Genomic DNA, 25,519 nt, shown 5'->3' on the forward strand with positions numbered 1-25,519 from the left:
AAGCTTGAATTTTATGCCTAAAGGGTAAGATGAAATTCAAGTTTTTTGCATAAAAATTTGTTAATATTCTGTAATTTGGTCATACTAATTCCAAGTATCTGGAAGGAAGGTGTTTTTGTGGAACAAAACCAAAAAGGTTCTTTATATAAAAAGATATTTGAATATATTCAATATAAACCTAAAACGGAAGAAACTACTTTTGTTTTGCCAGAAACGGAAGAAGAACAATGGATTGCATATAACAAAACAAAAGCAAAAGCAAGTGTTTTAGATTGTCTATCGGATGTTACAAATGGAATAAAATCTTTATCTGAGGTTATTGAATTAGCGAAAGAAAAATGTGCGTCGGGAAAGTGGACAAAAGAAGATATAGAAATATTAAAAATTCGGTTAGAAATGTTAGAAATGCGAGCTGATGAATTAGAGCCAATTATTCTTGCCTATGAGCATGGCAATATGGACCGGGGAAGAATTAGTGTCAGCAGTAGTTTGATTGAGAACAAAACGACAATAGAAAGACTATACCATTTACCAAAAAATAAAGACATTCAAACTCGCGAATTTGAATTAAAAGGAAAAATCCCCGTTAAAATGATGTTAAATTACATTGATGGTATGGTTGATAAGCAATTGTTAACCTTGGCATTATTACAACCATTGATGCTTTTCGAATATGAAAAGGAAGGGTTGATTGGTGAAACTTTAACTGATAAATTGGTAAATAATCTTATTCCACACTTGCAGCCGCTTAAAATAACGACTTATCAAGATGTGACAAAAAGTATCAATGCTGGCGATTGTGTTTTATTTATTGAGGGTTCAAAAGAGGCATTGGGAATTGATGTAAAGGGATATAAAAGCCGTGGGATTGGAAAAGCGGAGATTGAGAAAACCACACGTGGTTCGCAAGCTGCGTTTGCTGAAGCATTGCGTCCAAATACTGCACTGATTCATGCTATGCTGCAAAGTACGAATCTAGTAACAGAATTATTTCCTTTAGGAAAAGTAAATGCGAAAAATTGTGCGGTAATGTATGTTGATGGAATCGTAAATGAAACGGCGAAAAAAGAATTAATTCGACGCATCAAAGGGGTAAAGCGTGATGATGTCTTTGATGCAGGATCGTTTAGTCAAATGATTTCAGATAATAAACTTCAGTTTCCTGAAAATTTATCTACTGAGCGTCCTGATCGTGTAGTTGCAGCACTTATGCAAGGAAGAATTGCCTTTATGGTAGATGGAGATCCCTTTGCTTATATTGCGCCAGTTAATTTATGGGATTTTTTTCATAATCCGGAGGATTATGAAATGCGATTACCAGCGGCTATGTTTATGCGTATCTTGCGCTATACGGGTTTACTTTTAGCATTTTTTTTACCAAGTATATATATTGCGCTAGTATTATTTCATTATGAAGCAATACCAACAGAAATTCTTTTAGCGATATCTGGTTACAGGCAGTTTGTTCCATTTACTTCTGTCTTAGAGTTATTGATGATGATTTTTTCCTTTGAATTGATTCGGGAGGCAACGCTACGTGTACCAGGTCAGCTTGGAGGATCTATCGGTATTGTGGGGGCAATTATTCTTGGGCAGGCGGCAATCTCAGCAAAGTTAGTTAGTCCGCTATTAGTGGTTGTTGTTGCAATTACGGGACTAGCTTCCTATGTCATTCCTGAATATCGATTTGGATTTGCAGTGAGAATTACGCAATATGCAATGCTCCTTTCAGCTGCGATGATGGGCTTGGTTGGCGTAAGTATTGTACTTCTTTTAATCTTATTAGAAATGGTAGGATTAAAATCTTTAGGCGTTCCATTTTTATCACCAATCATCCCCAAAACGTCGACAGTTACAGATATTTTACGGGTGCCTAATTCATATGAGAATGATTTATGGCGTCCAGATGAATTAAATACTGAGCGGGTACAGCGCAAATCAACAGCAAGTGAGTCATGGCGAGAAGAGAAGCCTACACAAAAGGAGGAAGAATAGTGAGTTATGGCATTGGAAAAATAAGTGCAGTAGAAGGCATGACCTTAGTAGCAATGTTGATTGTTCCGAGTATTTATCTCACAGAGCCTAGTTTATCTATTGGGTTTGTGGGAAACTCAGCTTGGCTGTTGAAAATTTGCAGTGGTTTGCTATTGCTAGGTCTTTTATTAGCAATCTTGAAAATCTATCAAAACTATATTGATAAATTTTGTAATGGACGAATGATCACATTTTTTAGTTTTGTACAAGGGGTATTAGGTCGTAGTGGGGGAATGATATTCTTTATTTTATGGGCAGTTTTGTTTCACCTTTCTACGGTTTTGATGATTAGAGAATTTACAGACCATACATTAATGACAACTTTAAAAACGGGAAATTTAAAATTAGTTTTACTTATTTTTGCTGTTGCTATTTTTTTTATGATGCGCTATGGGTTAGAGGTAATTTTACGCTGTGCATATCTTTTGTTAGTTGTACGGGCGATTACTTTAATCATTTTACTTTTTTTGTTATTTTCCTCTTACGATGTTACGCAATTATTGCCATGGCAAGGCTATGGCATGGGGAGTTTAGCAAAATATTCTTTTCTAGACATTGGTACAGGAGCAACCTCGATGGCGATTTTTTTCATTATTCCGCATTTGCAAAATATTGCTACAATGAAAAAAAGTATTTTATATGGAATGGCATACGTAACCTTTTTTAAGATGATTTTAATTCTCATGATGATTATGACGTTTGGAATTATTGTTTCGCCAGAGCGCGTGTTGCTCTTTTATGAATTGGTTCGGTGTGTGAATTTATCGCAATATGTGCAGCGAGTGGACTCAATTTTTATTTTGATGTGGTTGACAGCAGGTTTGATGTCAATTGTAGTAACGCAATATTTATCGGTAATGATTTATTGTGAAGCTTTTAAATTAACGGATAGTAAAGCTTTAATGGCGATTGCAATGTTATTGACTACGAGTATAGCGATGTTGCCTGATTCAACAATTACCGCATTAACAATGAGTGGATTTTTTATTTATCAATGGTCAACGGCTTTTATGGTGTTTAGCTTTATTATTTTGGGGATTGGGTATTATGTGAAATGTCGGAGGAACAGCTCATGTGTTGGACAAGGCCTAAGATAATTATTGTAGTAAGTTTATTATTTGTTATTTTTTTATGTAGCGGTTGTATGGGCGGACAAGAGGTAGATGATTTATCATTTATTTTGACCATTGGAATTGATAAGTCAGATGAACCTGATATGAATATATTTACTTTTCGCATTGCTATGCCTAGATCTTTTACGGGAGATTCTGGGGGAGAGAATAAAGATAAAACAAAACTTGTCAGTGTAAAATCGCCTAACATTACAGAAGCAATTCGACAACTTGGGATTGCGTTGAATCGTAATCCTGAGTTAAGCCATACCTCTGCTTTATTTATTAGTGAGGAGGTTGCAAAAGAAGGAATTTATCCATATTTGACGATGTTTCTACGTGAACAAGTATATTTAAATACAATGTCAATTTTAATTATTGAAGGTGAGGCAAAGGAGGCTTTGAAAAAAAATACGGCTCCTTTTGAGCTTTTTCAATATCGATGGATAGATAGTTTAAAAAGAGTGCAGAAATTTGCCGCTAGTTCTCTAATTAATGATGTAAATCAATTTTATATGCAGATTAAGGAACCCACACATGCAGTTGCAACCGGATATGGAACCATTATTGATAATAGCTTACAAAAGAAATCCCCGATGCCATTACCGCATCAATCCATTCCACAGTATGGAGTGGAGGATTTTCCAAGAGAAGGCGGGACAGAATTAATTGTTGTTGGCTCAGCTATTTTTCGTGATTGGAAAATGGTTGGTAAGTTAAATATGAGTGAAGCGTTTGGCGCGGTGTTATTAAATAAAGGGATACAAACTACATTAACAGTTGAAGATCCATTTGTTGAAGAAAGAAAAATAAGTTTAGGTATAGATGTAAAAAATCCTAAAGTCGATGTTGATGTAGTTGATGAGAAAATGAAAATTGATATTAATATTATAGCGAATTGTGAGTTATCAGATGTTGTAACGGATATGGATTATACGAACAAAGAAAATCGTCAGATTATTGAGAAAAAAATTAATGAGGCAATAGAAAGTGGTGTTCAGGCCTATTTTAATGCAACACAGCCATTCGGTGCAGATTGTATTGAAATTAGCAATCAGTATCGAGCGAAGGTAGGAACATGGCAAGAATGGTCAAGCCATGATTGGCCGAGCTTATATAGGAATGCAGAAGTTCATATTAAGGTGAATTCTAAATTAAAGCGCTCTGGTTTATTATGGAGAGAAGTAGATGAAAGAGGAGCAGGAGATAATGTATAAGTTATTTTTGGTTCTTTGGCTAGTTATGGCCGGAAATTTGGCTCTTGGATATGCGCGTTATGTTCATGATGATGAAAACAATAAGGCTGGTGCATTTGCAGTTTTTGCTTTGGTTATATTGGCCGCTGGGGCAGTATATATGGCTTAATAAAAAAATGCTGACTTCAAATAATATTTTTATTTGAAGTCAGCATTTTTTATTTTCTATCCGATGACGGGAACTCTAATAGAGTAAAAAATCCACCTGAATTAGGTCCACTTTTATTTTGAGGATACTTGATCTTCTACTTGTTTTAAACTTAGTCCAATACGGTTTCTTTCCGCATCAATGGAGATAATCATAACATCAATAATATCGCCTACAGAAAGCACATCAAGTGGATGTTTAAAGTACTTGTGGCTGAGCTCGGAACGATGAATTAATCCAGCTGTCTTAATTCCAATGTCGACAAATGCACCAAAATCAGTAATGTTGTGAACGGTTCCTTTAACTATTGTACCAACAGTTAAATCGGTCAGCTTTACGATACTTTTACGGGTAAGTGGTGCAGGCAAATCTTCGCGAGGATCGCGTCCGGGTTTGGCAAGAGCGGAAATAATATCGCGAATTGTTGGAAGACCTGCATCTAAAGTTTTCGCTAATTCTTCAGCGTTGATATTTTGTAATTTTTCCTGTAAATCAGCAAGTTTATTTCTATTGGTTAAATCTTCAAGTGAAAATCCGAGTTCTGTTAATAAAGCTTTAGCTAGATCGTAGGATTCTGGATGAACTGGTGTATGGTCAAGTGGCATGTCACTGCCATTAATTCTTAAAAAACCTGCACATTGGGTAAAGGCAGCTTGTCCGAGACGCGCGACTTTTAATAATTCTTTACGGCTTTTAAACGCTTGGTGTTCATCGCGATAAGCAACAATATTTTTAGCAACTGATGCGTTAATGCCAGAGACATGCTTTAATAATTCAATAGAAGCTGTGTTTAGCTCGACACCAACATGATTTACGGCAGATTCAACAACTGTCGTTAATGTTGTTGTAAGTTCCTTTTGATTTACATCGTGTTGATATTGGCCAACACCAATGGATTTTGGATCAATTTTTACAAGTTCGGCCAGCGGATCTTGTATACGGCGGGCAATAGAGACAGCTCCGCGAATTGTTACATCGTATTCGGGCAATTCCTCTTTGGCGAGTTTTGAAGCGGAGTAAACGGAAGCTCCAGCTTCATTAGTAATTAAGTAATGCACGGCAAGGTTGTGATCTGCAATTAATTTTGCCGTGAATTCTTCTGTTTCATAAGAGGCTGTACCATTACCAATCGAGATAAGGGTAATCTGATGCTTTTTGATTAGGTTAAGGATTTTCTCGGCGGCTTGCTTACGTTGTTCATCGCTTGCAGTAACATAAATTACCCCGTGGTCTAGCACTGTTCCCGTTGGACCGATTACCGCGAGCTTACAACCCGTTCGATAGCCTGGATCTAGTCCAAGTACAGTATGCCCGGCGAGTGGCTGCTGTAATAAAAGTTGTTTCAAATTCAAACCAAAGACACGGATTGCTTGTTTTTCTGCGTTTTCAGTTAACTGTGTACGAATTTCACGTTCAAGTGCAGGAAATAGTAATCGTTTATATCCATCTGTGATTGCGGCAAGAATAGTGTCCGCAAAAATAGAAGAACCTCTGATGATTTGTTTGGCAATTAAATCAATATTCGTATCGTGATTTGTTGCTAATTTTACTTTCAGCAGCGATTTTTTTTCACCGCGATTAATCGCTAGAATGCGATGCGATGGCAAACGATTTACGGGTTCACTATATTCACTGTACATCAAAAAGGCTTTGCTTTCCTCGTTATCTGTAACAAGTGTTGTAGAGATTTGCCCGTATTGCCATAATTGGCGGCGAAGCATTGCGCGGATTTTTGCTTGTTCGCACACTGTTTCAGCGATGATATCCATAGCGCCGCTTAATGCATCTTCAGCGGTATGAATTTCTTTTTCTTCATTGATATATTGTACAGCATAATCCAAAGGATTGCCCTCAACTATCTTCTGCAAAAGGATAAGCTCAGCGAGTGGTTCAAGACCTTTTTCGCGAGCAATTTGTGCACGGGTCCGTTTTTTGGGTTTATAAGGTAAATAGAGATCTTCTAACTCTTGTAATTTCGTCGTTTTCTCAATCGCTGTTTTTAATTCAGGGGTAAGTTTTTCTTGTTCCTGAATACTGACGATGATATCTTCCTGGCGTTTGATTAGATTACGGAGATATTGCACACGCTCTTCAATAGAGCGAACTTTTTCTTCGTCTAATTCACCAGTAACCTCTTTGCGATATCTAGAAATAAAAGGAACTGTATTTCCCTCGTCGAGCAATTTTATTGTCGCATTTACTTGAACTGGTTTAACATTTAGTTCACGAGCAATAAAATTAGGGATTTCTGCTAAAATCATATAGTCACCAACTTTTCTTTTAATAGGAGTATTATAGCATAATTTAAAAATAAAATGAGGACTGAATCATTGATAAGAAAAATCTTCTTTGTAAAAAATGCACAATGTTTTGTGTATGATTTTACTTGATGTGTACAAAATAATGATGCAGGAAAGGAGGGGTAAAATGTTAACAGAAAAAGAGTTGCTTTTAATGGAAGATTTTTTAAATGCAGCACAAAGTTCATCTGATAGTATGAACAACTTGGCTAACTCATTGCAGGATGCGCAAACAAAACAATTATTTCAACAAATTTCACAGAAAAATAGTCAAAATGCACAGATGATTAGCAAGCATTTGAATGCAGGACAAAATATTCAATAATGTGGAGGTGTAAGAATGCCAAGCAAAATGAATGGTGAGGCAGATCAGTTTTCTGAACAAAATGTATTGCAGATAGCATTAAATGAAACAAAATTAATGGCAAATGGGATAAATACATGTATTTTAGAAGCAAGTGACGATCAACTCCGTCGCGATTACATGACTGTGCTAGGTGATGTATATTGCCAGCAAAAACAAATCTACGATATTATGGAGCAAAAAGGTTATTATCAAACACAACAGGCAAAACCAGAAGCTGTTAATCAAGCAAAATCAAAATTTATGTCGCAAAGCAACTAATTCACAAAAACCCTTACATTAAAAATGTAAGGGTTTTTGTGAATTAGACAAATGTACATATTGACAAAAAATGAATGTTTCAGTTATGATATAAGCAGATAAAAATAAACGATAATTTTTGTTATTAAGGAAAATATATTAGATGATATTAAACTTGATAAATGCAGTAAATCGATAGAGAGGAGGAAAATAGAATGGATGAACAAAGTGTTACGAATTTACTAAGAGAAAAAGGTTTTAAAGTTACACCACAAAGATTGGCAATTTACGATGTATTGGCGAAGACCAAAGAACATCCGAGTGCCGAAATGATTTTTAATCAATTACAGGAGTATTATCCAACGATGAGTTTGGCAACTGTTTATAAAACGATTGAAATACTAAAAGAAATCGGTTTAGTTCAGGTATTAAATGTTGGTGAAGACAGCTTCCGTTATGATGCAATCGTTGAAAATCATCCGCATATTCGTTGTATGGTATGTAAACGTGTAGATGATGTGGAAGAAGTGGATTCCAGTGATTTTATTGAAAAAATTAAAGAAAAAACCGCTTATCAATTAACAGGACAACAATTTTATTTTTATGGAATTTGTCCAAAATGTATGGTGAAACATTAGGTTATAGCGATTAAACACAAAATATGCGCAGAAAAGTATTTTCTGCGCATATTTTGTGTGTTCAATTAAAAATAAAATGCTCCCTTGGAGGAGGGAGGTGCCACAGCGTGATGGCGCTAATCTGAATTATTCTTCACCGATTTGTGCTGGATTCATTTTGCTGCTGATACAACCAAGTAATTCAATAATTTTTTGATTTTGAGCGATAATCACTTCTTGATTTTTTAATGCGCATGCAGCTTTTACATTTAACTCTTCTCTCGTGTCACTCAATTCATGAGCTAAGGATTTTGCCATTTTTTCAACGTTAGGCATAAAGAACCTCCCTATATCAAAGTTTTGATTATTTGATTTGTGCTTGGTAGAAGTCTTTTTTTCTTGCTCATTTATGGGGCGAAGTTTTTTGGACATGACAACACATCCTCTATTTGTATTTAATTCATTTTATGCAAGAGTTAGAAAAATAGTTACGATATCCTATGTGCTTGTATTGTTTTTACGAAAAGGATAAAATAGATTTAAGTTTTGTTTATCTAAAGAGAGTATTGCTAGTCTGGGTTGAAATGTATTTGAGAAGGGATTTTAAATAGATGAGTGTTTTTAAAGCATGTGATATTCGTGGAATTGCAGAGAAGGATTTAACAGATGACGTTGCAACGCAGATTGCAAAAGCAGTTGGTGTAAAACTGAGTGGAAAGCGTATTGTGGTAGGGAATGATGTAAGGCTGTCATCACCTCGTCTTAAAGAGATCGCAGTCAGGGAGTTGGCTGCATCAGGGTGCGAAGTTGTTGATATTGGTACGGTAGCAACGCCAATGTTTTACTATGCAGCAAAACATTGCAATGCTACTGGTGGGGTAATGATTACGGCATCACATAATCCTGCACCTTATAATGGATTTAAGTTACTGCTAGGTGATCGGCCGATTCGTGAAGCGGATATCTTAGCGATTAAAGATTTGTATGAGAAAAAAAGTGAGATTAGAAAAAATGGTAGTATTGAAAAATTTGATATTATCGATACGTATATTGCAGACATGGCAAAAAAAGCCGCGCCAGGCAGGTTGAAAATTGTTCTTGATGCAGGCAATGGCGCAGTTTCGGATTTTGCACCGAAGTTTTATCGTGCTTGTGGCTATGAAGTCGTTGAATTATTTTGTACGCCGGATGGTAATTTCCCTAATCGACCGCCAGATCCTGCATTGCCGGAAAACTTAAGATTATTATGTGAAAAGGTAAAGGAATGTAAAGCTGATCTTGGAATTGCTTTTGACGGCGATGGAGACAGAGCGGGATTTGTCGATGAGACTGGACGAGCTGTAGATAATGATGACATTCTAGTATTATTGGCGCGTAATTTTCTTGAGCAAGAAAAGGGAACAGTTGTATATGATGCAAAATGTTCTATGGTAGTACCAGAGCAGATTGCGCTTGCGGGTGGAACTCCTTTGATGGCGAGAGCAGGGCATACGTTTATCAAAGAAAAGTTTTTACAAGAAAAGGCGGTATTTGCCGGTGAACTTAGCGGACATTTTTTCTTTTGTGAACTAGGGTATGATGATGGAATGTTTGCTGGTACAAAGGTTTGTGAATATGTCATGCATCATGGTAAGTTGTCTCAATTGATAGACGCGATACCAAACTATATGTTAACGACGGAAATTAGAATAGAGTACTTACCGGATAATAAGGAAGAAGTCTTAGCTGAAATTGCAGCAAGGCTAAAAGAATATCAGGTGAATTTAATTGATGGCGTACGTGTAGAATTTTCTGATGGATGGGGCATGATTCGCTCTTCTGTGACTCAGCCGTTATTCACGCTTCGTTTTGAAGCGCATACACAACCTCGATTGCTTGAGATTGAAGAAGTTTTATTAAAAGCCTTACCATTAAATTTGCGTGAAGAGGTACGTGAAAAATTGCTAGATGTAAATGAGGGAAAATAATTTATGCGGGTTTCAGTATTAGCAAGTGGCAGTTCGGGAAATGCTACTTTTATTCAGATGGGCGAAACGAAGTTACTCGTTGATGCAGGGATTAGTGCTAGACGAATTAAAAAATCTTTAGCTGAAATTGGCGTAGCAATTGAAGAATTGCAAGGCATTTTAATTACACATGAGCATCGCGATCATATTAATGGATTGGTTACGTTGACGAAAAAATATCAATTACCAATTTATTCGCGAGCGAATACATTTCGCCAGATGTATTGCCGGGATTTATTGGCAGATCATTGTTGTAATGCAATTGTCGATTGTCTGGCGATTGGTGATATTCGGATTGAATCATTTAGCATCTCCCATGATGCGGCTGATCCAGTCGGATATTCTTTGTATCGCCAAGGATTAAAGTGTACAGTAGCAACGGACTTAGGTTTCGTTACAACTGGGGTACAAAAAGCTTTAGATGATTCTGATGTGGTTGTGCTAGAGGCGAATCATGATGTAGATTTATTGCAGCAAAATCCAGCGTATCCACAAACACTTAAACAGCGAATTTTAAGTAACCGCGGTCATTTATCCAATCAAGATGCGGCGTGGGCATTGGTGAAGATGCGCAAGAAAAAGCAGTGCAAAGTGTTATTAGCGCACTTGAGTGATGAAAATAATAAACCAGATTTAGCATATGATACAATCTGCAAGATAGTAAGTAAACAAGGCTGCGATTTAATAGCAAATATGGATATTAAAGTAACAAAACCGGATGAAACGGTGAGTTTAGATGATGGGTATAATTTGCGAAGTGAAGGAGTTGGATAGGAATGAATCAATGGAAAAAATTTAGACCTTATATACTTACTTTAGTAATTGGAATTATGTTTGGTGCAACATTATTAGCGGGATGTTCTAGTAAATTTTTTGCAAGTGAAGCACCAAAAGAAAAAGCGGAAGCGAGCAATTTGGCTGCTCCGACACCTGCTGATTTATCCGATGCAAGAAATACACCAATCGTACGGGCGGCACATAGTGTAGCTCCAGCAGTTGTTGGTATTACGAATAAAGCAGTAGCAAGAGATTGGTTCAATCGCAAAGTTATCGTTGACCAAGGGACCGGATCAGGGGTTATTTTTGATGCGAATGGTTATATTGTAACGAATAATCATGTGGTAGAAAATGCACAAGAGATTGTTGTTTCTTTATCCGATGGCAGAACGTTGAATGGTAAGGTTGTAGGTACGGATCCAGCAACGGATTTAGCAGTAGTCAAAGTAGAGGAAACGGGACTACCAACCGCTACTTTTGGAGATTCTGATGGAATTATGGTAGGCGAACCCGCGATTGCAATCGGAAATCCATTGGGGTTAGAGTTTCAAGGAAGTGTAACGACGGGGGTAATCAGTGCGCTTAATCGTTCTATTGAAATTGGCGAACGTCGGTTTAAATTGATTCAGACCGATGCGGCGATTAATCCAGGAAACTCTGGAGGTGCTTTAGTCAATGCAGATGGGCAGGTAATCGGGATTAACAGTGCGAAAATTTCTGTAAGTGGTGTGGAAGGCATTGGACTTGCGATACCAATCAATACAGCAAGACCAATTATCCAAGCATTGATTGATCAAGGTAAAGTAGTGAGACCATATCTTGGGGTAGGTGTCTTTGATAAAGCGACAGCGGCACAGAATGGATATCAATTAAATATTAATGCTGGTGTTTATGTCATGAACGTAACTTTAGGTTCACCTGCAGATAAATTGGGAATTAAAAAAGGCGATATTATATTAAAAATTAATGATACGGAAACGAATAGCGTTGTTGATTTAAGAACGGCGATTGCTGAATGTGCGGTTGGCGATACAGTAAAAGTAACCTTTGTGCGTAAAGGAAATCAACATACGGAATCCGTTCAATTAGAAGAAATGCCAACGGAATAACAAAGATGAAAATAACAATCGTAGCCGCTGGCAAGATTAAAGAAAAATATTTGACGGCTGGAATTAGTGAGTTTACAAAACGCATTACGCCTTATGCAAAGTTAAACATTGTAGAAATTGATGAAGAAAAAATGCCGGAAAATCCGTCAGAAGCGGAAAAACAAAAGACGCTTACCAAAGAAGGTGAGCGTCTACTAAAGCAGGTTCCAGAAGGAAGTTATCTCGTTGTACTTGATGTGTTTGGGAAAAATATATCCTCAGAAGAATTAGCAGGAAATATTGAGCAATTAGGAGTGCAAGGAACGAGCCATATTACCTTTTTAATTGGTGGAGCCTTTGGCTTATCCAAAGCAGTCCGCCAAGCTGCAAAAGAAAAATTAAGCTTTTCAAAAATGACATTTACCCATCAAATGGTAAGATTGCTACTCGTCGAACAAGTTTATCGCGCCTTTAAAATTATGCGTGGTGAAAAGTATCATTGGTAGAAGAAAAGGTGTTAAGACTTTTAGGGTCTTAGCACCTTTTTTTGTATGGTAATATAAAGTAGAATATGGTAATTATAGAAATGCAAAAACTCTTAAATAATTTTACAATTGAATAAAATAAAGAAACATTTATGAAGAACCTTAGTATAATAAATTCTCACACAAAATCTCATAAGGAGTACATAAATGTTTCAGAACACAATTATATCAAATAATTTAGGCTCTATAATAAATGTTGTGGTCTTGATGAAAATCAAGGTTACAACATTTATTTTTTTGCGAACTAAAAAACATGACAAATTCCTGATAAAATATTAATCGCCAAACCAATACTTTAAGGAGAGTTGTCATGTCTAAACTAGATTTTATCACATCTATTCTTCATTTACCAGAACGTAGTTTTCGCCTTATAAAGGATAATACTTTTATTCTCACACTTCCTGGTATTTCACATAAATGTCCTCGTTGTAACAAACCTACTACCGGGATTCACAGTTATCGTAATCAATCAGTAAAATCTGTTTTTCTTTTTAACATCAATTACTCGCTTATTTACCGTAAACATCGTTACTTTTGTACTCATTGTTTAAAACCATTTTTTGAATTAAATAACTTTATTTCTAGATATCAGCGTATGTCAAAAGCTACTATCGCTTCACTTGTTAATGAACACGGTTTTCTTATGTCTTTAACCGACATTGCAAGACGCTTTAATATATCTACTACTACAGTTCAACATATATTCAAATATATTGCACCTGATTCAAATAACCTTTCTTCTGCTATATCTATTGATGAATTTAAAGGCAATGCTGCACCCTTTCCCGATTTGGCGGACACAAAAATAAGTTATATAATAAAGAGAAAGAGGTAATTGATATATCTAGTGGACACCACATTGACCAAAAGAAGCAAATTAAGAATGCTATACTAGGGGATTGTACGCTGGTGCTATAATAGTAAATGAGAAATATTTTCTTTTGAATATAAAAATTTGAAAATAAAAATATTTCTAGTGTCACTGTGGACAAAATAGCTAGAACAGCAGATAATGGTGAAATTAACTGCAAATAATAGGGAGGCAACAATTGATGGGGATTGTAAATATGCTACAGGTTAAAAGCTGGGCAGTTGTAGGAGCAACAGGGAATAAAGAAAAGTTTGGGTACAAAATTTTCAAAGTAATGACAGAAGCTGGACTTGAAGTCTATCCGGTAAATCGGGGAGTGGAGGAAGTTCTGGGGAAAAAGTGCTATGCTAAATTAGCTGATTTGCCCGTGGTGCCGGAGGCTGTAAATATTGTTGTACCGCCAAGTGTAGGTACAAAGATTGTACGCCAGTGTGCTAAGCTTGGAATAAAAAAGATTTGGTTGCAACCAGGGTCTGAAAACGCTGAGCTTATTCGATTGGCTGATGAACTTGGCTTGGAGGTAGTATGCCAGTCTTGTATTATGATTGAGTTAAAAAAATCTAAAGGATAATTACTAAATAGGGTATTTTCAGATAGAACGGGCGATGTGGGAAGACTTCATCGCCCTTTTTTTGTCGTTTGACCTGATACGGAGAGAAGGATAAGACAAAGATACAAAAGTGGCGGTTTGCAGTGTGCCAAATAGGCGTGTATCTTAGAGCGCAAAATAAATAATTTTAAGCTAACGATGTAGCAAAAGTAGATGGGATAAAATTTAAAAATATTTATCTCATCTACTTTTTTATAAGGAGGAAATTTTAGAGTAGTGCAATATTTACGCATTTGACGTATAATTTGAAGTATTAGATTAAGCAGATAGGCGGTATATTATGAAAATTTCTAAGCAAGATGCGTTGATTTGGTTTGACTTTTTTGCGCAATTACCAGAGGATGAAGAGATTACTGTAAAACATGAAGAAATCATTTACGCTACTTTTGCGCAAATTGAAGAAGCGATTGATGATAGAAATGATAAGTTGATGTCTCAAATTAAAGGGTTAAAAACGTTAGAAAATAGAACTCTTTTTGTGGGGAATGAAAGCAAATTTCCGCAAGGCTGTCGCTCTTGTCTATTAGGTACTGGGTTAAGTGCGATTAGGAAAACGAACAAGTGTAACTTGGAGTGTAAATTCTGTTACAATTATGGCGAACTAGACGATATTCATCCGGTTGGCGAAGGTATGTGGGAAATTGGTGGAACAAAATTCTACGAAAAGGATATTGATTTGCTTCTTTCCATTCACCAAAAACCTACGGGAATTTCCTATGTTTATTTAGAACCCTTTATAGAAATTGAAAAGTATTATTCGGTGATAAAGAAATTTGCCGCGGCAAACATTCATCAGCATTTATACACCAATGGAACTTTGGCTACAGAAGAGACCTTGAAAGCATTAGGAGAAGCTGGGCTTGATGAGATACGTTTCAACCTAGGTGCATCTAATTGCGCGGATAAAGTTATTGAAAATATTGGACTTGCTAAAAAATACATTAAAAATGTAGGGATTGAAACGCCAATGACGCCTGAGTTTTTCGAATCATTTTTCAATAAAAAGCAAGCGATCTTTGCAACCAAACTTGATTTTATCAACTGTGCGGAATTGCATTTGAATGAGAATAATATCAACAATTATTATGGGGAAAATATGTACATTTCAAGACATGGCTATATATCGCCAATTTGGAGTAGAGAGCTAACTTTGAAATTCATGAAAGTAGCGGCTGATGAAAACTGGGATTTAGCAGTTCATGATTGTTCAAACAATACAAAGTTTGCTAGAAGTCTAAACTTGAGCAGTAAATCGGATATGTGGTTTGGCGCTAGTAACTATGCCAGTGAATTTTCTATGATTCCCTATGAAATATTTATCCCGATCTTAAATGATGATAATTTTAAATTTTTAAAAGAAGAAGAACTGCCTGAAGATTACAAACCCGAACTTATAGAATTTTAGAATATGGGATTGTTTACTTTTTAAAATTTAATGAGTAATAAAAAATAAATGCATGTAAACATTTTTACATGCATTTATTTTGAGTATTGGCATTTTTAATTTGGAAATATTTTAGTTGAAATTTATGTTTTATTATTTAAAACTCTCGGAGATGATATTAATAAATCCACGAGAGGAGATTTTATAATGCCTAAATTTTCAAAAGAAAAATTAAAAGTGTTTGAAAGCAAGCTTCTTTCAGAAAAAGAACAACTTTTAAAGACGGTATCGGCAATAGAGGAAGCCGGGCTAAAAGATACAATGGCAGATACATCGACAGAACTTTCTATGTATGATAATCATCCTGCAGATATAAGCGATCAGGTTTTTGAACGCAGTAAAGATGTAGCGCTAATAGATAATGCAAATGTTGCATTAAAAAGAATAGAAATGGCGTTAGATAAAATACAAGAAGGAACTTATGGAGAGTGTAATCATTGTGGAAAATCTATTGCGGTAGAACGGCTCGAAGTTTTGCCGTCTGCTACTTTATGCATATCATGTCAGGAAGAAGCTGATGAAAGAGAGTTAACCTTACGTCCTTTGGAAGAAGAGGTTTTAGTTCCACCTTTCTATCAAAACTATTTAGTGTATGACCGATCATATGATGATGGCGTTGAACCAATAGATATTTTACAATCGGTAATGAAATATGGAAGTTCAGATTCACCTGCTGATACCCCAAATATAGATGACGATGATCGATACCCAAGTAGTAATGATGAACAATTACACATTATTAGGGACTCTGATCCTATAATTGATGATGATTAAAACGAAAAATGACAATAATCTTAAAATAGATTGTTGTCATTTTTCTTATTTTTTTGGGTGTAAATGAATGATTAAAAAGGTGATCGATTCAATCATTTCTATTTCTAGAATAAGATAGATGATAAATATATGGGACTTAAGGTCGTTTCTTTTTTATTGGCTGTTAAAGTATAATTAATGCAGGGATATCAATTAGATAATGAGTGAGTGTCCTTTATATTGAAGATAAGCTACTAAAAATAGTACATCTTTATTGGATTTTACTGGATTAAGGGAGAAGTTGTATTATGGCTAAAATGGTGGCAGTAAAAGATTTAGTACCAGGCGATATTCTTGCAGATGAAGTTTTGTCTATCTCGGGGAAAGTGCTTCTTGGAAAAGAAGTTGCATTGACTAATCGACACATTTCTTTGTTGAATACTTGGGATATTCAAAGCGTATTTATTGACTCTGATGAAGAAGAGATGGAAGAAGCTGAAAATGAAGATTTTGTAAGTAATCAATTTATAGTAAAAGAGGATCAGCCATCTTCTAGTGAATATGTAAGATTTAATCAAGACTATGATTCGATAATAACCAATATTGTACAATCTTTTGATATTATAAAACAGCATAGAATTATACCGGTTTCTCAAATGAGGGGCAATGCAGAAAAAATATATTCCTCTATTGCGAGCAATTTTGAAATATTGAATCATTTGCTTGTTAGTGATAACAAGTTAGCGGATTGCATTTCTAGGCATTCTGTGATGGTCGCTTATTTTTCTGGTATAATCGCTAGGCAGATGAATTGGACTAAGAAAGATATAGAAGGTGTAACCGTTGCAGCGTTATTGCATGATATAGGAAGTTTGGTTGTAGATAGAAAACCAATTTCCCATAAAAGTGCGTATCTTTCAGAGACTGCAGGTTTGCTTAAATTGGCGAATGGGTTGTCTGCGGAAATCATATTGGGAATCGTACAACATCGGGAATATATGAATGGAACCGGTTTTCCGAGAGGAACTAAGGGACTTCAGATTCATCCATATGCTAGGATTCTTTCAATCGCTGATAACTTTCACAATTCTACATATAATGAAAGCGGAATAAATCCATTTCCTATATTAGAATTGCTTAAGCGTGAAATGTATGGAAAATTTGATACGGATATATGTCAGACATTTATTTCGCGTATTAAAGATACGCTGATATTAAATAAAGTTATCTTATCCAATAATCAAGAAGCAGAAGTTATTTTTTTTAATAAGAATAATTATGAAGAGCCAGTCGTAAAGTGCTTAGATAATCAAATTATTGATTTATCAAAAAGAAAAGATTTAAGAATTTCTCGAATTGTTACTTTCAATTAGCGTGGATCAGCAATAATTGATGAAGAATTTTTGAAAGTTGAATAGTTCATAAAAGTTGTCAATGAAAATTGGTTAAACTTATTACTCCCTAGGGTAATTAGTTATAATGCGATGGAAAACATAATTAGTATTAAATTTAAGTTGGATTATAGTATTTTTAAATGCAGTTAGAGTATTAATCATTTTTCTTTTAATCTTTAGTGTATTTTATATGATGAAAAAGTTTCAGCGTATTTCGAATATGGCGATGTATTTATTACTTCCTTATCTTTAGACAATAAATTGATTTCTGGCAAACAAATTATTGAATAAGGTAAAGAAATTCTTGAATTAAAATGAATTTTAGAGATAAAATAGGGATAGAGTTTTATAAATATACAATAAACCATTTATTAAAAGTCGTCGACCGACAGTAGTGTAAAAAATACTAGGCATCGACGACTTTTTTAGGTCGATTTTAAATAGATGACGAGTAAAAGATAAAAAACTTTATGCTTTTTTATCTTTATGCACTAGAAAATGTATGATTTTACATGTTTTTTATTATATAATAGGATTACTAGCTTACCTATAAGGAATTGAAACTTTGGCTACCTTTAGTAAGATTATTGCCAATTATCTCCATTACTAGCTTACCTATAAGGAATTGAAACCGCAAAAACTTCAAATAATGTCTTACTGCAGAATCTATATTACTAGCTTACCTATAAGGAATTGAAACAAACATTCGGAGTGTGTAAGGCTGTCATTATCAATCATTACTAGCTTACCTATAAGGAATTGAAACTCTCACAAAGAGCGTTGATGATGGGTTCATTGAACATTACTAGCTTACCTATAAGGAATTGAAACCATACTTCCCACATTGATTGTTCGTTGCGAATTTTATATTACTAGCTTACCTATAAGGAATTGAAACTGAAGTAGAATTACAGCGATACAAGGAAGCTAAAGAAGATTACTAGCTTACCTATAAGGAATTGAAACCTGAATAGAAAGAATGAGTCATTAGAAAAAGGCAGGGATTACTAGCTTACCTATAAGGAATTGAAACCTCTATATAATGCTAAAGGAAAAGCAACAATTGAATTACTAGCTTACCTATAAGGAATTGAAACCCGCGATATTTACATCCGGTGCATTGTCGATAATGCATTACTAGCTTACCTATAAGGAATTGAAACGAAAAAATGATGTGGAAAGATTGGCTAAACATCTTAGGATTACTAGCTTACCTATAAGGAATTGAAACTTAGTAATGGAGATACTAATAAAGTTAGGGTTGAGATTACTAGCTTACCTATAAGGAATTGAAACACACGTCACATCCTAATACTGTTCATGGTGGCTGTGAATATTACTAGCTTACCTATAAGGAATTGAAACCCTATACCTATTGAGAACAGTTATCAATTAGTATGTATATTACTAGCTTACCTATAAGGAATTGAAACTCATCAATAATGAATGTCCCGTCTCGAATCGTGAGATTACTAGCTTACCTATAAGGAATTGAAACTAAGGAGTGATGTGATGGAAAGAGATGCTTTTACAGAATTACTAGCTTACCTATAAGGAATTGAAACCCGCTTGACCGTCTGTAAAGTCTTGTGACCAGCCATGCATTACTAGCTTACCTATAAGGAATTGAAACTTCGATATTGACCGCGAAAAGAATGAGGCAATTGCGGATTACTAGCTTACCTATAAGGAATTGAAACCGGAGAAAGTCGAGATTGGGAGCAACTTGTTGAGTTAGATTACTAGCTTACCTATAAGGAATTGAAACCCATCACTCCAGTTATATATCCCAGCTATTCTTCTACATTACTAGCTTATCTATGAGAAATTGAAACTCTGTGTTATCTGCATTTTGATAATTAACTTTTATTGTATGGAATGAAGTGTACAGAATTGGTAAAATTATATATACTTTTATTATTAAAGCTTTATAAGGAGGGGTAATCATTGTTCGAAAAAATAGATGAAAAGCAATTAGAAATAAATCGCTATAGACCGCTGAATCATATACAGTTAAATGAATTAAAAGATTATTATAAAATTGGTTTGGTGTATTCATCTAATGCTATCGAAGGCAATACATTAGACATATCTGAGACGAAGGTTGTTCTCGAAGATGGTATTACTATTGGTGGAAAGCCAATGAAAGATCATCTGGAGGTAATTGGGAGTGGTGCAGCTTTTGATGAGATGATACATATGATTAATGATAAAAAAGAATTAACAGAGCAGTCAATAAAGCGATTACATAAAGTATTGTACGCGCCTATCGATATAAAAAATGCTGGTGTTTATAGAAAAAAACAAGTATATATTAGTGGCTCAGAATACAGCGTAGCAACTGCTAGTGAGATTGCTTTAAAAATGAAAGAGTTTATATTGAAAATGACTGAAATCAAAGATACTATACATCCTGTTGAGTATGCAGCAAGATTTCATCAGGAATTAGTATATATACATCCATTTATTGATGGGAACGGACGATTATGTAGGACGCTTATGAATTTGATTTTCTTGCAATATGGGTATCCAATCGTATGTATTTCTCCAATTGTAAAAGTTGATTATATTAGAGCCTTAGAGCAGGGACATAAAAATCCAAATCTATTTATTAAATTTATCGCAGAGCAAGTAATAGAAGGTCAAAAAGATTATCTTAGATTGGTAAAGTAAAGAACAAAAATCATCAAGTTCTAGCACTATAAAAATGCTAAACCTTGATGATTTTTTTGTTTCAAAGATAAAATAGGTATCTCCTTAATGAATTATATAGTATGCAATAGTTAAACAATTTATGTATTATCACATAGGAAAAACAAGGCAAATGTAGAATTTATTATTAAATGTTAATTTAAACGATAATTTTGTAATATATCATATCGAAGCGGATAGAAAACAGGTGAGATGAAGGAGGATGAAGTATGAGTTCATGGAAGTATGAAGTTAAATTACGTCAACTAACCCCGCTTATTCATTTTCAAGCGGAGCAACCTCAGGCAACGTTACGGGCAACAGAGGTAAAACCCAAATTAGATAGATTCTTATTATGGTATCTCGCTCCGGAGCGGTTTAGTGGGATACTGTCAGGAAAAGATGAAAAAAAATTATTATTGGAAATTGCTCGTTCAAAAAAATGGTTGCTTCCGATGGTACAAGGAGATGGTAGCGCTGCTTTAAATTATAAAATGCAAATTAGTGCTGATGAAAAGGACAAGATTGACTTAGATGGTATAGGTGCATATTTTTCAGTGGGGCAAGATGATAAAAAGTTAGTAGCTTACCTATAAGGAATTGAAACCTATTTTTCCACAGATTGATAGCAATTTTATAAATTGGTTGTAGAGTTCAAACAAAAATAAAATATTTGTGGAAATAGAAGGATATATTTGTAAATATGTCGAATTTACGTTTTCATAAGATGATTTTATAGGGGCGTATTTTTTATGAGAATGGTGATTACTTTAAAAGCGGAAAATAGCATTGACTTGCCAATTGACCATAATCATATTATTCAGAGTTGGATTTATAGTTCAATTAGTAAAGAACTGGCGACTTTTTTACATGATGAAGGCTTTGTTGTGAATGGGCGGACGTTTAAATTATTTTGTTTTTCTCGTCTTATGGGCAATTTTTCATTATTTCCTGCCAGACAGAGGATTCTTTATAGTGGAATGGTTCAGCTTGTGATTACTTCACCGCTGAATTATTTTATAGAAGAATTGGCAAATGGGATGCTTTTAAGCCCTAGTGTGAGATTGGGTAGTAATGATTTAATTGTGGAACGTGTGGACGTTTATGATGAAGAGATTACACAAGATGAAATTATCGTAAAGACTTTGTCACCGATTACTGTGTATTCGACGTTGCTTCGCATGGATGGGCGGAAGTATACTGCCTATTTTGCACCGCGTGACCCGGAATACAATGAGATGATTACAAATAACCTTATCAAGAAATGTCAGGCGATTTTAAATTCTTCAAGGGAGTTCCAAGTAGGTGATGTTTTGGTTACACCAATTGGTATGGGGAAAATGAATATTGTTCGCTATAAAAATATTATTATTAAAGGCTATTCGGGGCGGTTAAAATTATCTGGTCCGAAAAATTTGTTGCAAACTGCTATTGAATGTGGGCTAGGCAGTAAAAATTCACAGGGATTTGGTTGTATCGAAATAGCAAGAAGGCATTAATGCATACGTGTGTGCATTAATGCCTTCTTCTGCAATCTAGTAAAGGTGGTGGATAATCATGGACATACCAAAATTGTTGAGCAATATGTGTGGTGAGGGTGCTGAAAATTTATTTTCGGCACTCATCAAACCAGCTTCGATTATGGCAAAAGATCGAAAAAAAGATTTGTTGAATATTTTTATGAATTTTGATTTAGATCAAAAGAAAATCTTTTTTGATGCAGTGCCGTATAGCGGAGATATGGTTGATGAACAAAAATACCATTATTTCGGTAACAATCCTGCTGCTGCTAAGCAGACATATGTTGTTCGTGATGCGGGGAGTATGCTGAATTTTTGGCTGGGCAAGTCAAAGGGAATTATGCAAAATCTTTATGAATTTATTGGTGATGGCAAATTAAAAGAGTTACTTAAAGAATGTCAAGAGAGTCAGCTGTTTGATGAAAAAGGAATTTGTGAAGCAACGATTCAGTTTCGTGAAGCGTTGGGCGAAGTGGAGTTTGAAGTCAAACGTGATAAGGCTGATAAAGGGCTATATATCAACGGCGATAAAGTCAGTCCGGATAAGTTTATTAATTTTTGCTTAGAAGATGAAAGCAATGGAAAATTTGTATTGGTGATTCCGCAGATTATAAAAGATGGTGAAACTATTTGCATTTCGCAGGATGAAGGTTATTTAACAGCGATTACTGAATCGTTGCAAGGGGAGAGTAGCGGAAGTATAGCAGTTTGTCATTTGTGTGGGAAAAGTAAACATGATATTAACACGGTAGAGTATTCGACAAAATTGAGTAAATCGAGTATCGGGAAAGTATTTGTAACGACAACGGTCAATTATAGTCCGCTGTTTAATAAGAGTAATCATCAGAAAAACTATAGCCTTTGTAAAGCTTGTTATGAAAAGATATTGTTTGGTGAAAAGGCTGTGATGCGGGACTACAAAATCCGGATAGCCGGTGAAGATTGCGTGCTATTATTTGCTGGAATAACGGATAAGCTAGAGACAAAATTTTTACCTGCATTAAAAGCTAATATTGATGCCGTATTTAATCATAAGGAACTTGATCAAGCAGTCAAAGACTTAATTAACGAATTTGACTGCCAAGGGATGGCGACGTATCTCGGTAAAAAAATTCATTTATATGAATTTCATATGGTGTTTTATCGGACGGATGGTAAATCAACCAGTGTAGTAAAAACGATTGAAAGTGTATCGCGAATTCGGTTTAAAGAAGTAAATGAGGCATTTGAAAAGATTCTTCAAGAGCGATTTGATAAATTTTTAACGTCTTTTTCTTTAGCGAATATTTATCGGATGATTCCTGTCGCGACGAATTCTAAAGGAGAACAATTAGATATTGGGCGGGTTTTAGATTTTTACAGTGGCATTTTAAAAGGGGAAGCTATTGCGAGAAATGTTATTTTTGATTTTGCAACGGAAGCATTAGAAAAGGGGATACGTGAGCTAAATTCAGCAAAATTGCGCAATTATAAAAATTTGCACCGTTTAGAAGCTTTATATGGGAAAGATTACGGCAAAGATTTTTATAGTGCGGAAATGGTCATGATGTATTTGGCTTTGATTGAGGTATTGCAAGAGTTAAAGATTTTAAATGAGGAGGTAGTTATGATGGAGAAAATAGGTAGTCCAATGGTACAGTATCCAGAGTATATTCAAGAGATGGAACAGTTTTTAACAGCACATCATTTTAATATGGCACAGAAAAAATTGTTTTACATGGGTGTATTAATGCATTTGATTGGAAGGGCACAATATAAACAAGACCATAAAACAAAACCAATCCTTGATAAAATAACGTATTCAGGGATGACTGATAAAGAGGTGCTGGAGTTCTATTTAGAACTTCAGGCAAAAGGGAGACAATATCAAAGTATTTTGTTAAAAAATAAAATTTTAGGTGTTTTTGAACAAATTGAAGGTTGTGTAACGAGAAACTTGGGAGAAGTCGATAAGAAAAATCAATTAACAGAGAAAGAAAATGTGTTTTTCATTAAAGCGGGGTACAGTTTTTGTGTATTAAATTATAAGAATAAAGGGGCGGATAATAATGACAGTAGTGAAGAATAATAGTGATTTCTTATTTATTTTTGATGCGACGAATACGAATCCGAATGGAGACGCGGATCAAGAAAACAAACCACGGATGGATAATGAAACAAAAACATTGTTAGTGAGTGATGTTCGCCGGAAACGTGATGTCCGTGATTTTTTAGCGAATAAAGGGTATGGGATTTTTGTTAATACGTTGAATGATAAAAAAGTGACAATGGACAAGATGTTTGAAGAAGTGATGAAAGATCATGACTTGTCTAAAACATCAACCGAAGAGGAACAAACAAAATGTATTTTGGAGAATATGATTGATATTCGTTTATTTGGTAGTGCAATGGCGGTGAAAAGTAATATTACGAAGACATTCACTGGCCCGGTGCAATTAACTTGGGGGTACTCACTTCATCCCGTCGATTTAGTGAAATCAAATTCCATTGTAACGATTATGAATGATGATAATTCGACATTTGGCAAGATGTATAAAGCGCATTATGCAATGGTTGCGCATAGTGGAACGATAAATAAATTTGCCGCAACGAAAACAGGAGTGACGGAAGAAGATTGTGAAGTATTTCGCAGGGCGTTAGTGCAGTCTTTGATGAATAATCTAACGCATAGCAAACAAGGGCAACAGCCGTTACTTTATTTAGAAGTTGTATATCACGAGGATTTTGATGGATATTTAGGTGATTTACGCAGATTTGTTGAAGCTAAACTCAAGAAAGAATCAGCGATTCGTGGGATAGCAGATATATCCTTGGACTTTGCAAATTTAGTGCAAGCGATTGCAGAGTTAAAAGGTAAGGGGTATGTTAAAGAAGTGCGAATTTGGCAGAGTCCATTATTCAAACAGGTGGAAAACTTACCGGACGGAGTAAGACTTGATTTATTGAAACCGATTGTTAAATAAGGTGGTGAAAGTCATGCAGGCGATTTCCTTTTGCCTTAACGGCAAGATGGCACATTTTAGAAAATACTATAGCAATTCAACTGCACTTTCACATTTAGTTCCACCTGTGGCGACGATAAAGGGAATCATTGCTGGTTTATTGGGGTATGAACGTGACAGTTATTATGAAGAGTTTTCCGATAAACGTTGCAAAGTTGCTTTGTGCGTAAAATCACCGCTGAAGAAAATCACGCAAACAATGAATTTGTTAAAGGTGGAAAGCTTAAATCATTTAAATGGAGCAGGCTTAAATCGTACGCAAAATCATACAGAGTTTGTCGTGCCGAAAAATCTACAAAGTGAAAATATCTGTTATGAAGTAATTTTTTATCATGAAGATAGAAGTGTGATGGAAAAATTAACAGCAATGCTTTGTTTGCCTTCGTCGGCCTATTTGTCGCAAGGAATTAGTGTTGCCTTGGGAAGTGCACAATGTTTAGGGTGGATTAGTCAGGGCAAAGTAGTGGACTTAGAAAAACGCTTAAGTGATGATGCTGTTATTGCGATTTGTAGTGCAGTTGTTCTAAACCGAATTGAAAAGATTTGTTTGGAAAAAGAAATCTGCAGCAATTTTTTTAAGGAAGAAACGATTACGGAGTTTGATGAACATCGGTTGATTACGGAAGGTTCACGTAAAGAGATTTTATTTAACTTGGAAGATACCGCATTGTCATTGATTTTAAAACAAGCTACACCGTATTATGTAATGGATGCAAAAGAGAATATTGTATTTTTGGAGTGATTGCG

24 protein-coding genes, 1 pseudogene and 1 CRISPR repeat array are annotated in these 25,519 nt (G+C 35.2%); of the genes and pseudogenes, 23 read left to right on the forward strand and 2 right to left on the reverse strand.

Features of this window, described 5'->3' with window-relative positions; genetic code table 11:
- Positions 1-117: 117 nt before the first annotated feature.
- Genes P3F81_RS01985 through P3F81_RS02000 form a run of 4 tightly spaced genes read left to right on the forward strand, consistent with a single transcriptional unit; the run spans position 118 to position 4,511 of the window.
- Complete coding sequence (locus P3F81_RS01985) at positions 118-1,995, forward strand: spore germination protein (RefSeq protein WP_147666824.1); 1,878 nt, start codon at positions 118-120, stop codon at positions 1,993-1,995.
- A complete protein-coding gene (locus P3F81_RS01990) occupies positions 1,995-3,131 on the forward strand; it encodes a GerAB/ArcD/ProY family transporter (RefSeq protein ID WP_309320577.1) in 1,137 nt (378 codons plus the stop codon). Before P3F81_RS01985 ends, P3F81_RS01990 begins: the two co-directional genes overlap by 1 nt.
- On the forward strand, positions 3,107-4,363 hold the full coding sequence (locus P3F81_RS01995) for a Ger(x)C family spore germination protein (protein WP_309320579.1): 1,257 nt from the start codon (positions 3,107-3,109) through the stop codon (positions 4,361-4,363). Before P3F81_RS01990 ends, P3F81_RS01995 begins: the two co-directional genes overlap by 25 nt.
- Complete coding sequence (locus P3F81_RS02000) at positions 4,356-4,511, forward strand: hypothetical protein (protein ID WP_177506108.1); 156 nt, start codon at positions 4,356-4,358, stop codon at positions 4,509-4,511. The genes P3F81_RS01995 and P3F81_RS02000 overlap by 8 nt, the downstream gene beginning before the upstream one ends.
- Before the next feature lie 113 nt (positions 4,512-4,624).
- Here P3F81_RS02000 and P3F81_RS02005 read toward each other — a convergent pair whose 3' ends face one another.
- Entirely contained in the window at positions 4,625-6,811 is a 2,187-nt protein-coding gene (locus tag P3F81_RS02005; RefSeq protein ID WP_147666818.1) for a Tex family protein, read from the reverse strand.
- A gap of 166 nt (positions 6,812-6,977) precedes the next feature.
- Between P3F81_RS02005 and P3F81_RS02010 the strand changes: the two genes are divergently transcribed.
- The 3 genes from P3F81_RS02010 to perR all read left to right on the forward strand — a co-directional run bounded on the left by P3F81_RS02010 (position 6,978) and on the right by perR (position 8,092).
- Positions 6,978-7,175, forward strand: a complete 198-nt coding sequence (locus P3F81_RS02010) for a ferritin-like domain-containing protein (protein ID WP_147666816.1) — start codon at positions 6,978-6,980, stop codon at positions 7,173-7,175.
- Positions 7,176-7,190: 15 nt separating this feature from the next.
- Positions 7,191-7,475 carry a spore coat protein gene (locus P3F81_RS02015; protein WP_147666814.1) on the forward strand — a complete coding sequence of 95 codons (285 nt, stop codon included), beginning with the start codon at positions 7,191-7,193 and terminating at the stop codon, positions 7,473-7,475.
- Between the two features lie 194 nt (positions 7,476-7,669).
- Complete coding sequence (gene perR, locus P3F81_RS02020) at positions 7,670-8,092, forward strand: transcriptional regulator PerR (RefSeq protein WP_147666812.1); 423 nt, start codon at positions 7,670-7,672, stop codon at positions 8,090-8,092.
- Between the two features lie 126 nt (positions 8,093-8,218).
- Here perR and P3F81_RS02025 read toward each other — a convergent pair whose 3' ends face one another.
- Entirely contained in the window at positions 8,219-8,407 is a 189-nt protein-coding gene (locus P3F81_RS02025) for a hypothetical protein (protein ID WP_147666810.1), read from the reverse strand.
- A 275-nt stretch (positions 8,408-8,682) separates the two neighbouring features.
- Here P3F81_RS02025 and P3F81_RS02030 point away from each other — a divergent pair, with 275 nt between their 5' ends.
- From P3F81_RS02030 to cas5, 16 genes and pseudogenes are all read left to right on the forward strand, one after another.
- Entirely contained in the window at positions 8,683-10,038 is a 1,356-nt protein-coding gene (locus P3F81_RS02030) for a phosphomannomutase/phosphoglucomutase (RefSeq protein WP_147666808.1), read from the forward strand.
- 3 nt (positions 10,039-10,041) lie between these two features.
- Positions 10,042-10,851 carry an MBL fold metallo-hydrolase gene (locus P3F81_RS02035; protein ID WP_147666806.1) on the forward strand — a complete coding sequence of 270 codons (810 nt, stop codon included), beginning with the start codon at positions 10,042-10,044 and terminating at the stop codon, positions 10,849-10,851.
- Between the two features lie 2 nt (positions 10,852-10,853).
- Positions 10,854-11,963, forward strand: a complete 1,110-nt coding sequence (locus P3F81_RS02040) for a S1C family serine protease (protein ID WP_309320580.1) — start codon at positions 10,854-10,856, stop codon at positions 11,961-11,963.
- A 5-nt stretch (positions 11,964-11,968) separates the two neighbouring features.
- A complete protein-coding gene (rlmH, locus tag P3F81_RS02045; protein ID WP_147666804.1) occupies positions 11,969-12,448 on the forward strand; it encodes a 23S rRNA (pseudouridine(1915)-N(3))-methyltransferase RlmH in 480 nt (159 codons plus the stop codon).
- A 349-nt stretch (positions 12,449-12,797) separates the two neighbouring features.
- Positions 12,798-13,322 carry a helix-turn-helix domain-containing protein gene (locus P3F81_RS02050; RefSeq protein ID WP_147666802.1) on the forward strand — a complete coding sequence of 175 codons (525 nt, stop codon included), beginning with the start codon at positions 12,798-12,800 and terminating at the stop codon, positions 13,320-13,322.
- A 217-nt stretch (positions 13,323-13,539) separates the two neighbouring features.
- Positions 13,540-13,929 carry a CoA-binding protein gene (locus P3F81_RS02055; protein ID WP_147666800.1) on the forward strand — a complete coding sequence of 130 codons (390 nt, stop codon included), beginning with the start codon at positions 13,540-13,542 and terminating at the stop codon, positions 13,927-13,929.
- A 319-nt stretch (positions 13,930-14,248) separates the two neighbouring features.
- The gene (locus P3F81_RS02060; protein ID WP_147666798.1) at positions 14,249-15,373 is read left to right on the forward strand and encodes a radical SAM protein; all 1,125 of its coding nucleotides are present in this window, start codon (positions 14,249-14,251) and stop codon (positions 15,371-15,373) included.
- Between the two features lie 186 nt (positions 15,374-15,559).
- Positions 15,560-16,186, forward strand: coding sequence for a TraR/DksA C4-type zinc finger protein (locus P3F81_RS02065; RefSeq protein WP_147666796.1), 627 nt, complete (start codon positions 15,560-15,562; stop codon positions 16,184-16,186).
- A gap of 287 nt (positions 16,187-16,473) precedes the next feature.
- Complete coding sequence (locus tag P3F81_RS02070) at positions 16,474-17,538, forward strand: HD-GYP domain-containing protein (protein ID WP_147666794.1); 1,065 nt, start codon at positions 16,474-16,476, stop codon at positions 17,536-17,538.
- Between the two features lie 136 nt (positions 17,539-17,674).
- Positions 17,675-17,812, forward strand: a pseudogene (locus P3F81_RS12875) (hypothetical protein); the annotation flags it as partial.
- Between the two features lie 281 nt (positions 17,813-18,093).
- Positions 18,094-19,394: a CRISPR direct-repeat array (repeat unit 30 nt; unit sequence ATTACTAGCTTACCTATAAGGAATTGAAAC).
- A 112-nt stretch (positions 19,395-19,506) separates the two neighbouring features.
- Positions 19,507-20,232: a Fic family protein gene (locus P3F81_RS02075; protein ID WP_147666792.1), complete on the forward strand. Its 726-nt coding sequence runs from the start codon at positions 19,507-19,509 to the stop codon at positions 20,230-20,232.
- A 248-nt stretch (positions 20,233-20,480) separates the two neighbouring features.
- On the forward strand, positions 20,481-20,846 hold the full coding sequence (locus P3F81_RS02080; protein WP_147666790.1) for a hypothetical protein: 366 nt from the start codon (positions 20,481-20,483) through the stop codon (positions 20,844-20,846).
- A 156-nt stretch (positions 20,847-21,002) separates the two neighbouring features.
- Positions 21,003-21,749 carry a CRISPR-associated endoribonuclease Cas6 gene (cas6, locus tag P3F81_RS02085; protein WP_147666788.1) on the forward strand — a complete coding sequence of 249 codons (747 nt, stop codon included), beginning with the start codon at positions 21,003-21,005 and terminating at the stop codon, positions 21,747-21,749.
- Between the two features lie 58 nt (positions 21,750-21,807).
- On the forward strand, positions 21,808-23,838 hold the full coding sequence (locus P3F81_RS02090; protein WP_147666786.1) for a TM1802 family CRISPR-associated protein: 2,031 nt from the start codon (positions 21,808-21,810) through the stop codon (positions 23,836-23,838).
- Positions 23,819-24,733, forward strand: a complete 915-nt coding sequence (gene cas7b / locus P3F81_RS02095; protein WP_147666784.1) for a type I-B CRISPR-associated protein Cas7/Csh2 — start codon at positions 23,819-23,821, stop codon at positions 24,731-24,733. Before P3F81_RS02090 ends, cas7b begins: the two co-directional genes overlap by 20 nt.
- Positions 24,734-24,746: 13 nt before the next feature.
- Complete coding sequence (gene cas5, locus P3F81_RS02100; protein WP_147666782.1) at positions 24,747-25,514, forward strand: CRISPR-associated protein Cas5; 768 nt, start codon at positions 24,747-24,749, stop codon at positions 25,512-25,514.
- Positions 25,515-25,519: the final 5 nt, after the last annotated feature.

Origin of the sequence: Selenobaculum gibii (assembly GCF_030273445.1) — a bacterium.
Lineage (GTDB): Bacteria > Bacillota > Negativicutes > ICN-92133 > ICN-92133 > Selenobaculum > Selenobaculum gibii.

Excerpts from the sequence above, each read along its gene's own strand:
- P3F81_RS02050 (WP_147666802.1), top strand. The coding sequence starts at position 12,798 with ATGTCTAAACTAGATTTTATCACATCTATTCTTCATTTACCAGAACGT.
- P3F81_RS02040 (WP_309320580.1), top strand. The coding sequence starts at position 10,854 with ATGAATCAATGGAAAAAATTTAGACCTTATATACTTACTTTAGTAATT.
- cas6 (WP_147666788.1), top strand. The coding sequence starts at position 21,003 with ATGAGAATGGTGATTACTTTAAAAGCGGAAAATAGCATTGACTTGCCA.
- perR (WP_147666812.1), top strand. The coding sequence starts at position 7,670 with ATGGATGAACAAAGTGTTACGAATTTACTAAGAGAAAAAGGTTTTAAA.
- P3F81_RS02015 (WP_147666814.1), top strand. The coding sequence starts at position 7,191 with ATGCCAAGCAAAATGAATGGTGAGGCAGATCAGTTTTCTGAACAAAAT.
- cas7b (WP_147666784.1), top strand. The coding sequence starts at position 23,819 with ATGACAGTAGTGAAGAATAATAGTGATTTCTTATTTATTTTTGATGCG.
- P3F81_RS02005 (WP_147666818.1), bottom strand. The coding sequence starts at position 6,811 with ATGATTTTAGCAGAAATCCCTAATTTTATTGCTCGTGAACTAAATGTT.
- P3F81_RS02070 (WP_147666794.1), top strand. The coding sequence starts at position 16,474 with ATGGCTAAAATGGTGGCAGTAAAAGATTTAGTACCAGGCGATATTCTT.
- P3F81_RS02000 (WP_177506108.1), top strand. The coding sequence starts at position 4,356 with ATGTATAAGTTATTTTTGGTTCTTTGGCTAGTTATGGCCGGAAATTTG.
- P3F81_RS02030 (WP_147666808.1), top strand. The coding sequence starts at position 8,683 with ATGAGTGTTTTTAAAGCATGTGATATTCGTGGAATTGCAGAGAAGGAT.
- P3F81_RS02055 (WP_147666800.1), top strand. The coding sequence starts at position 13,540 with ATGGGGATTGTAAATATGCTACAGGTTAAAAGCTGGGCAGTTGTAGGA.
- P3F81_RS02035 (WP_147666806.1), top strand. The coding sequence starts at position 10,042 with ATGCGGGTTTCAGTATTAGCAAGTGGCAGTTCGGGAAATGCTACTTTT.
- P3F81_RS02025 (WP_147666810.1), bottom strand. The coding sequence starts at position 8,407 with ATGCCTAACGTTGAAAAAATGGCAAAATCCTTAGCTCATGAATTGAGT.
- P3F81_RS01995 (WP_309320579.1), top strand. The coding sequence starts at position 3,107 with ATGTGTTGGACAAGGCCTAAGATAATTATTGTAGTAAGTTTATTATTT.
- P3F81_RS02090 (WP_147666786.1), top strand. The coding sequence starts at position 21,808 with ATGGACATACCAAAATTGTTGAGCAATATGTGTGGTGAGGGTGCTGAA.
- P3F81_RS02080 (WP_147666790.1), top strand. The coding sequence starts at position 20,481 with ATGAGTTCATGGAAGTATGAAGTTAAATTACGTCAACTAACCCCGCTT.
- P3F81_RS02065 (WP_147666796.1), top strand. The coding sequence starts at position 15,560 with ATGCCTAAATTTTCAAAAGAAAAATTAAAAGTGTTTGAAAGCAAGCTT.
- P3F81_RS02010 (WP_147666816.1), top strand. The coding sequence starts at position 6,978 with ATGTTAACAGAAAAAGAGTTGCTTTTAATGGAAGATTTTTTAAATGCA.
- P3F81_RS02060 (WP_147666798.1), top strand. The coding sequence starts at position 14,249 with ATGAAAATTTCTAAGCAAGATGCGTTGATTTGGTTTGACTTTTTTGCG.
- cas5 (WP_147666782.1), top strand. The coding sequence starts at position 24,747 with ATGCAGGCGATTTCCTTTTGCCTTAACGGCAAGATGGCACATTTTAGA.
- rlmH (WP_147666804.1), top strand. The coding sequence starts at position 11,969 with ATGAAAATAACAATCGTAGCCGCTGGCAAGATTAAAGAAAAATATTTG.